The organism is Nostoc sp. (genome assembly GCF_036917775.1).
GTDB lineage: Bacteria > Cyanobacteriota > Cyanobacteriia > Cyanobacteriales > Nostocaceae > Nostoc.
In genome coordinates this window covers 48,461-55,064 of sequence record NZ_JBALEQ010000093.1, presented here as the reverse complement: position 1 = coordinate 55,064, position 6,604 = coordinate 48,461, and the positions used below count along the sequence as shown (strand labels likewise).

At 43.3% G+C, this 6,604-nt stretch carries 6 protein-coding genes; 1 reads left to right on the top strand and 5 read right to left on the bottom strand.

The window, feature by feature from the left end; all coding sequences use genetic code 11:
• The first annotated feature begins 175 nt into the window (after positions 1 to 175).
• Positions 176 to 1,042 carry a carboxylating nicotinate-nucleotide diphosphorylase gene (nadC, locus tag V7K69_RS18990; protein ID WP_335037051.1) on the top strand — a complete coding sequence of 289 codons (867 nt, stop codon included), beginning with the start codon at positions 176 to 178 and terminating at the stop codon, positions 1,040 to 1,042.
• A gap of 146 nt (positions 1,043 to 1,188) precedes the next feature.
• On the opposite strand, the gene coaBC is transcribed toward nadC, so the two are convergent.
• The 5 genes from coaBC to V7K69_RS18965 form a co-directional block, all read right to left on the bottom strand.
• Positions 1,189 to 2,424: a bifunctional phosphopantothenoylcysteine decarboxylase/phosphopantothenate--cysteine ligase CoaBC gene (gene coaBC, locus V7K69_RS18985; protein ID WP_335037049.1), complete on the bottom strand. Its 1,236-nt coding sequence runs from the start codon at positions 2,422 to 2,424 to the stop codon at positions 1,189 to 1,191.
• 99 nt (positions 2,425 to 2,523) lie between these two features.
• A complete protein-coding gene (isiD, locus tag V7K69_RS18980; protein ID WP_012412287.1) occupies positions 2,524 to 2,736 on the bottom strand; it encodes a protein IsiD in 213 nt (70 codons plus the stop codon).
• A 154-nt stretch (positions 2,737 to 2,890) separates the two neighbouring features.
• A complete protein-coding gene (locus tag V7K69_RS18975; protein WP_335037055.1) occupies positions 2,891 to 3,496 on the bottom strand; it encodes an alpha/beta hydrolase in 606 nt (201 codons plus the stop codon).
• A 311-nt stretch (positions 3,497 to 3,807) separates the two neighbouring features.
• Entirely contained in the window at positions 3,808 to 4,608 is an 801-nt protein-coding gene (locus V7K69_RS18970) for an RMD1 family protein (RefSeq protein WP_335037046.1), read from the bottom strand.
• A gap of 348 nt (positions 4,609 to 4,956) precedes the next feature.
• Positions 4,957 to 6,339: an LLM class flavin-dependent oxidoreductase gene (locus V7K69_RS18965; protein WP_335037044.1), complete on the bottom strand. Its 1,383-nt coding sequence runs from the start codon at positions 6,337 to 6,339 to the stop codon at positions 4,957 to 4,959.
• Between the last annotated feature and the right edge of the window lie 265 nt (positions 6,340 to 6,604).

Below are 6,604 nucleotides of genomic sequence, written 5' to 3'. Positions count from 1 at the left end.
AGTCGCTTTCAAGCTCTCCGCTTCAGGCACTTATTCAATATAGCGAACACATCCCCTCATGTCAACTATTTTCTCCAAAATATTTTGGACCGCTTTTCTATCGCCATCAAAGCCTTAGAGTGTAAGAGTTTTAAGATATAGTATTCCTGGAAGTTAGTAAGGAAGCAATATATTTGTGAGCAGTTCTGGTGTTTTACCGCCTTGGCTGGTTTTAGATCCTTTTTTGCGTGGCTGGTTGTTGGAGGATATTGGCCGGGGCGATCGCACAACAAATACGTTACTAGTAGAAGATGTAACGCTAGGCTCGGCTAAATGGATATCTAAAGCTTCAGGGATAATTTCTGGCTTACCAATTGCAGCTCGGGTGTTTCAGATTTTGAATGAAAAAGTCAGCTTTACGGCGGTTGCAGCTGAAGGTAAATGGTGTGAGCCGGAACAGGTGGTAGCTGAAATTCATGGTTCGCTGGATGCGCTACTGATGGGGGAACGAGTTGCTCTCAATTTGGTTATGCGGTTGAGTGGGATTGCTACACTCACTAATATATATGTAGACAAAATTGCCGATTTACCTGCTCAGTTGGTGGATACGCGTAAAACTACACCAGGATTGAGACTGTTGGAAAAGTATGCGACTGCTGTGGGTGGAGCGATTAATCACCGTATGGGATTGGATGATGCAGTGATGATTAAGGATAATCACATTGCGGCGGCAGGTGGAATTGAAAAAGCAGTTACCCGTATTCGTTCTCAAATACCTTATCCCTTGACAATAGAGGTAGAGACTGAAAGTTTAGAGCAGGTAAAAGAAGCTTTGAAGCACAACGTTGACATTATTATGTTAGACAATATGCCTGTGGATATGATGCGTGAGGCGGTGCAGTTGATTCGCAAGCGTGATAGCCGTGTGAAAATAGAGGCTTCAGGGAATGTGACTTTAGAGACGATTCGCAGTGTGGCAGAAACTGGTGTTGACTATATTTCTAGCAGTGCGCCGATTACTCAGTCAAAGTGGTTAGATTTGAGTATGAGGATTGCACTTTAGATAAGATAAGTATGCTCTGGTAAAATCCCAACTGAGATAAAAGAAAATAGTGATGTTGATTTTTCTAATCAGTTATCAATCTTTCTACACTGCTCTTACGGCTTTTCTGTGTCTTTTTATGGCAATTTTTCAAAACTACAACTTAGTCAAAATAGGACAAAATCAAATAATTGATGCGCCATGTCCAATTTAGAACAAGGTGCGATCGCTACTTGCCGTCCTTGGCTATCTAAAAATATCGCTTGATTATTATCGCTACCAAAACCACTATCAGGTTGATCGATGGGATTAGCAACAATCGCATCGAGTTTTTTATTCTGCAATTTTTCTAACGCAGGCTTGACAATATCCCCAGTTTGGGCTGCAAAACCAATTAATATCTGATGCGGCTGTTTAAGTTTTGCTAATTGGGAGACTATATCCGGTACAGGTTCCAGGGGTAGGGCTTGGGGGAGCGATCGCTTGGGCAATTTCTCTGTACTATAATTCTTTGGCTTCACATCTGCTACGGCTGCTGACATGACAATTACATCAGCATTGGGTAAATATTCCAGCATTGTCTGCTGCATTTGCTCGGCACTAATGACGGGAATTGCTTGCACTCCTAATGGTACATTCCAATTAGCTGGGCCATGTATTACGGTGACGTTTGCCCCTCGGTGAAGTGCGGCTTGGGCTAAAGCTAATCCCATTTTACCTGTGGAAGGATTACCAATAAACCTTACTGGGTCAAGAAACTCCCGCGTTCCTCCAGCACTAATTAACAATCGTTTACCTACTAAATCTTGTTTACCTTGAGTGTGTAACAACGATTGGATGTAAGCCAAAATTTCTGGAGGTTCTGCTAATCTACCAGCACCAATGCGATCGCACGCTAATAAACCCGATGCTGTATTCATCCCATGATATCGGCTATCGATCAACATCTGTTGCCAATTCCGTTGCACCGATAGCTGTTCCCACATATCCGTATTCATTGCGGGTGCTAACAGCACGGGACAAGTAGAAGCTAGGACGGTATTTGTGAGTAAATTATCAGCCATCCCGTAGGCTAACTTTGCTAATGTATTAGCTGTCAAGGGAGCAATTACCATGACATCTGCCCATTCACCCAACTCAATATGCAAGGGACGAGAGTGAGTTGGTTTCCAGAAATCATCATCTGTGTAGGCGGGATGACGAGATAGGGTGGCCATTGTCAGAGGCGTGATAAATTTTTGCGCCGAACGGGTGAGGATAACTCGGACTTCCACCCCACTTTTAAACAGCGTTGAAACCAATTCACAAATTTTGTAGGCGGCGATACCGCCACCTACACCGATTAGAACCCTGTTCAATTTTGGATTTTGGATTTGGAATTTTGGATTTAAGGGAGATTGCATTGGTACTTTCGGATTAAGCAAGTGATACATTAACCCCGATCATCTTTGATTTTAGCCAGTGAACCTCAATCCAAATCTAAAATTTAAAATCCAAAATTGCTACGCTTCATCGTAAGGTTCCAAGTCTAAGAGGTAGATATAGGGTTCAACTAACTCTGGACGCTGAAATGCGATCGCTCGTAATAGATGCCAATCATTTAAACCATCAAAAGCATTACTGTAATTATCCAGATCCAGACGTGTAGCCAGTTCTTCGACTTCTGCCGCAGTTATGGCAGCAATTTCTTTCCTGGAAATGCTTAGAGTTGTCATAATGCTCGCCCCTCCCTTATGCAGCACTCGCTTTCAGCATGGGTTAAGTTGCGCTGAACGCAGCCACCCTATATATATTACTCATTAGAAGACATGGATTTCGTGAAAATTTTCAGCATTTATACCAGAATTTATAAAAAATTCGTAATTCTGACTAGCTAATTGTATTTACAACAAAATTCCGCAGCACCTTTAACGTTTGTGGATTTATTTCATGCCCCATGTCAAATTCATGGTATTCTGCTGCCACTCCTAGAGATTTTAAAGTGTCTCGTGCCTTTAAAGCAGCTTGCAGTGGAACAACTTCATCATATTTCCCGTGGCTGATTAAAGTCGGCGGAATATCTCTTTGATCTGCCGTTAGTGCATCAGGATGTAAATACCCGCTCATCACAACTAAGCCTGCTAGTGGCAATTTTGAGCCGACATCTAAAGTCATTGCTCCGCCTTGAGAAAATCCACTTAAAATAGTGCGTGACAAAGGTATGCCAGTGGTACTTTCTAAAGATTGCAAAAAATCTCTTAGCAGTTTCCGACTTTCTACCAATCCTTCATACATATTTTCCACCCGCAGGTCATACCATGCCCTCCCGATAGGGGAATAGGGATAAGGATAAGGTGCATTGGGTAATATAAATTGGTAATCAGATAAGTTGAGCAAGGGTAGCAAAGATGCGACATCCTCAGCATTAGCTCCCCAACCATGCAAAGTAACAATTAACCCTGTGGCGGGTTGAGAAGTTTCGGGGGGAACGGTAATAAATTGTAAGGACAGAGGTTTACTCCTAAAATCTACTTTTCTAATAGATCCTATCTCTTTAAAGAGACTTAGTATTTAAGGGCATTCGTGGCTTACCCAAATAATGGCTATATGTCATGATGCGAGTAGGAAAAATTTAAATTTTTTGTTTACGAGTACATATTAGCGGAAGTGGAGTAAATCAGAAATTTCACTAAAAGTTAATTTACCTTACACAAAAACCAATTTTTGATATTTTAGGGACTATTGAGTCTGAATCACCAAAAACCATTCGTAGTAAGCATTTTTGATTTGCAAATAACTCTTTAGCCTTAGCTTTTGAAAATGATGTCGTACAGTGACAGCAGAATTTCCACCACAATCAGAATCACCACATACCACTCTACTCGTTGGCTACTACTATGCTGCATGAACTCCAAGACTGTTTGTGCAGTTTGGGTAATTAGCTCTAGTTTGCGTTCCAAAGCAGTGTGACGCTCACGAATTTCGTATTCATCCTCCAAGCGCAGATATAAGTTTTCTAGCTGTGGGGATTCCCAGAGTAACTCTGGCTTATCGATGATCTCAACTCGACCGACAATTTTATGTTGAACTAACAGCGCAGTCCCAAGTTGACGCAGTAATTCCCGACTCTGCCGTCTTTCCCTATGTTCACGCTGGAGACTAGCTGCAAACGGTTCAATTTGCTCGAATACAGTTGCTAGGCTAGTTTCATAATGAGACAGCACAACACTTTTAGCGAGGATATCAGCCACTATCTGCAAGCGCTCTACACTAAATTCATGCAGTGAAATTTTTCCTTCCTTAACTCTCTCACTCTCTGCAATGTTGAGATGAATTTCCACTTCTTCTGTCTCTGGTTCGGCAAAGGAGCCACTAACTTGAGAGGACAGTTTGGTCAAAAAGGCTACCTTTTCTACAGGCTCAAGGTTAAACAGGACAACTGCGCCATAGTCTAGCAGTACCGCACAGCCGTGTTCACTGACTGTAACCATTAATGGCATAGTCGCCAAGGAAACGTAATTCTCCAATGTCTGTAAGTTAATATCCTTACCAAGGAATAGGGCCTGCGCTCTAAATCTATCTGTATCATTAAAAAGGAGTTTTTGCATTTTCGCCCTGTTTGCTTTTCTGTCTGCTGATCTTGGGGATTAGCGATCGCAATTAATGCCTGTTATCGCAGATCGCTACAATCTCAGCTTACCAATAAAGCTCTCTAGCACTGCCGAAGGTGGACAAGGAGAACAACCCACTCCCCACTAATTGTCTAAGGGACTTCCAAGAAATAAATTATCCAAATAAACGTAGACGCGGAGCGGCTTGCCACAGGCTACCACAGAGACACAGAGAACACAGAGGGAGAAGAGATAGGGATATTGTTTTATTTGGAAGTCCCTAAAGTGAAGTTTGAGTAAATCAAAGCTGTCGCTTCAAAAGCACTTCCAGGTGTTCAACCAAAGCTATGCAAAGGAACCGACACTCACAGGTTCAGGAGCAGGCGCATTTGCGGTGAACTGGTTTACTGGACGGGGTAAACCGAGATTTTCGCGCAGGGTACTGCCTTCATACTCAGTACGAAATATTCCTCGGCGTTGCAGTTCGGGAATTACTAAGTCTACGAATTCCTCTAAACCCCCAGGTAGCCAGGGCGGCATAATGTTAAATCCATCAGCCCCACCATTGACGAACCAATCTTCTAACTGATCGGCAATATGTTCTGGTGTTCCGAGAATTGTTCGATGTCCCCGCGCTCCTGCAATCCACAAATACAGTTGTCGGATTGTTAAATTTTCTCTGCGGGCAAGATCGGTAATCAGTTGCAAGCGGCTTTTGCCACCGTTGGTATCTGGCAAATCCGGCAGCGGCCCATCTAGGGGATATTTGGACAAATCATGGCCACCTACTAGCCCAGAAAGCAGCCCCAATCCTACCAAGGGATGGATCAACTCCTGAAGTTGCTCATATTTATCCTTAGCTTCTTGCTCAGTCTTACCAATGACCGGGAATACCCCTGGCATGATTTTGAGGTGGTCAGGGGAACGTCCGTATTTAGCCAATCTCCCCTTGACGCTGGTGTAGAAGGCTTGAGCTTCTGCCAATGTCTGTTGTGCAGTGAAAATCACCTCTGCTGTTTGGGCAGCTAAATCTTGTCCAGCCTCGGAAGATCCAGCTTGTACGATTACTGGATATCCTTGTGGTGGACGCGCTACATTGAGCGGCCCGCGCACCGAGAAATATTTACCCTTGTGATGGGGAATATGCAATTTTTCTGTATCGAAGTAAATACCTGACTCCTTATTATGGAGAAAAGCATCGTCTTCCCAACTGTCCCAAAGTTTGGTGACAACATCCACAAATTCCCTCGCCCGTTCATAGCGCAGTGAGTGTTCTAAGTGGTTTTCTTGGCTGAAATTCTGCGCTGCGGCTTCAGCAGCAGAGGTTACAAGATTCCATCCGGCACGACCACCGCTTAAATAATCTAGTGATGCAAACTTGCGGGCGAGATGAAAAGGCTCATCATAAGTCGTTGATGATGTCGCCACCAATCCAATATTTTCTGTCACCGCAGACAGAGCCGACAACAAGGTTAAAGGTTCAAAGTGGACGCTGAATTGTCCCGAACGGCTAAAAGCCTCAGCCCCTTGCCCTCGATCCCAGACGGCTAAACCATCTGCGAGGAAAAGCATATCAAATTTTCCCCGTTCTGCCGTTTGTGCCAGATGCTTGTAATGTTGGAAGTTTAGACCTCCATCAGCTGGGGTGTTGGGATGTCGCCATGCTGCCACGTGATGACCACTACCGGGTAAAAATGCTCCGAGTTTAAGTTGTTTTTTTGTATTCATGTTTGTATTTGCAAAGTCGTACTTATACTTTGAAAAAATCTGGTAAATAAATTAGGAAATCTTGGAAAGATATTTCAGTGGCATCTACTAATCTGTCATGTTTAAATTGATAGATAAGCAAGTTCGTAGTAAGGGCTTTAGTGCTTAGAAAATAAGGACTAAAGTCCTTACTACAAACCCTCAAAACTAGCTTGACAAAGTGCTATTTTGAGTCTCCATCCAAAGTCAATGGAAGGTTAAGCCAGCAAAGGGGAGTGGGGTTGAA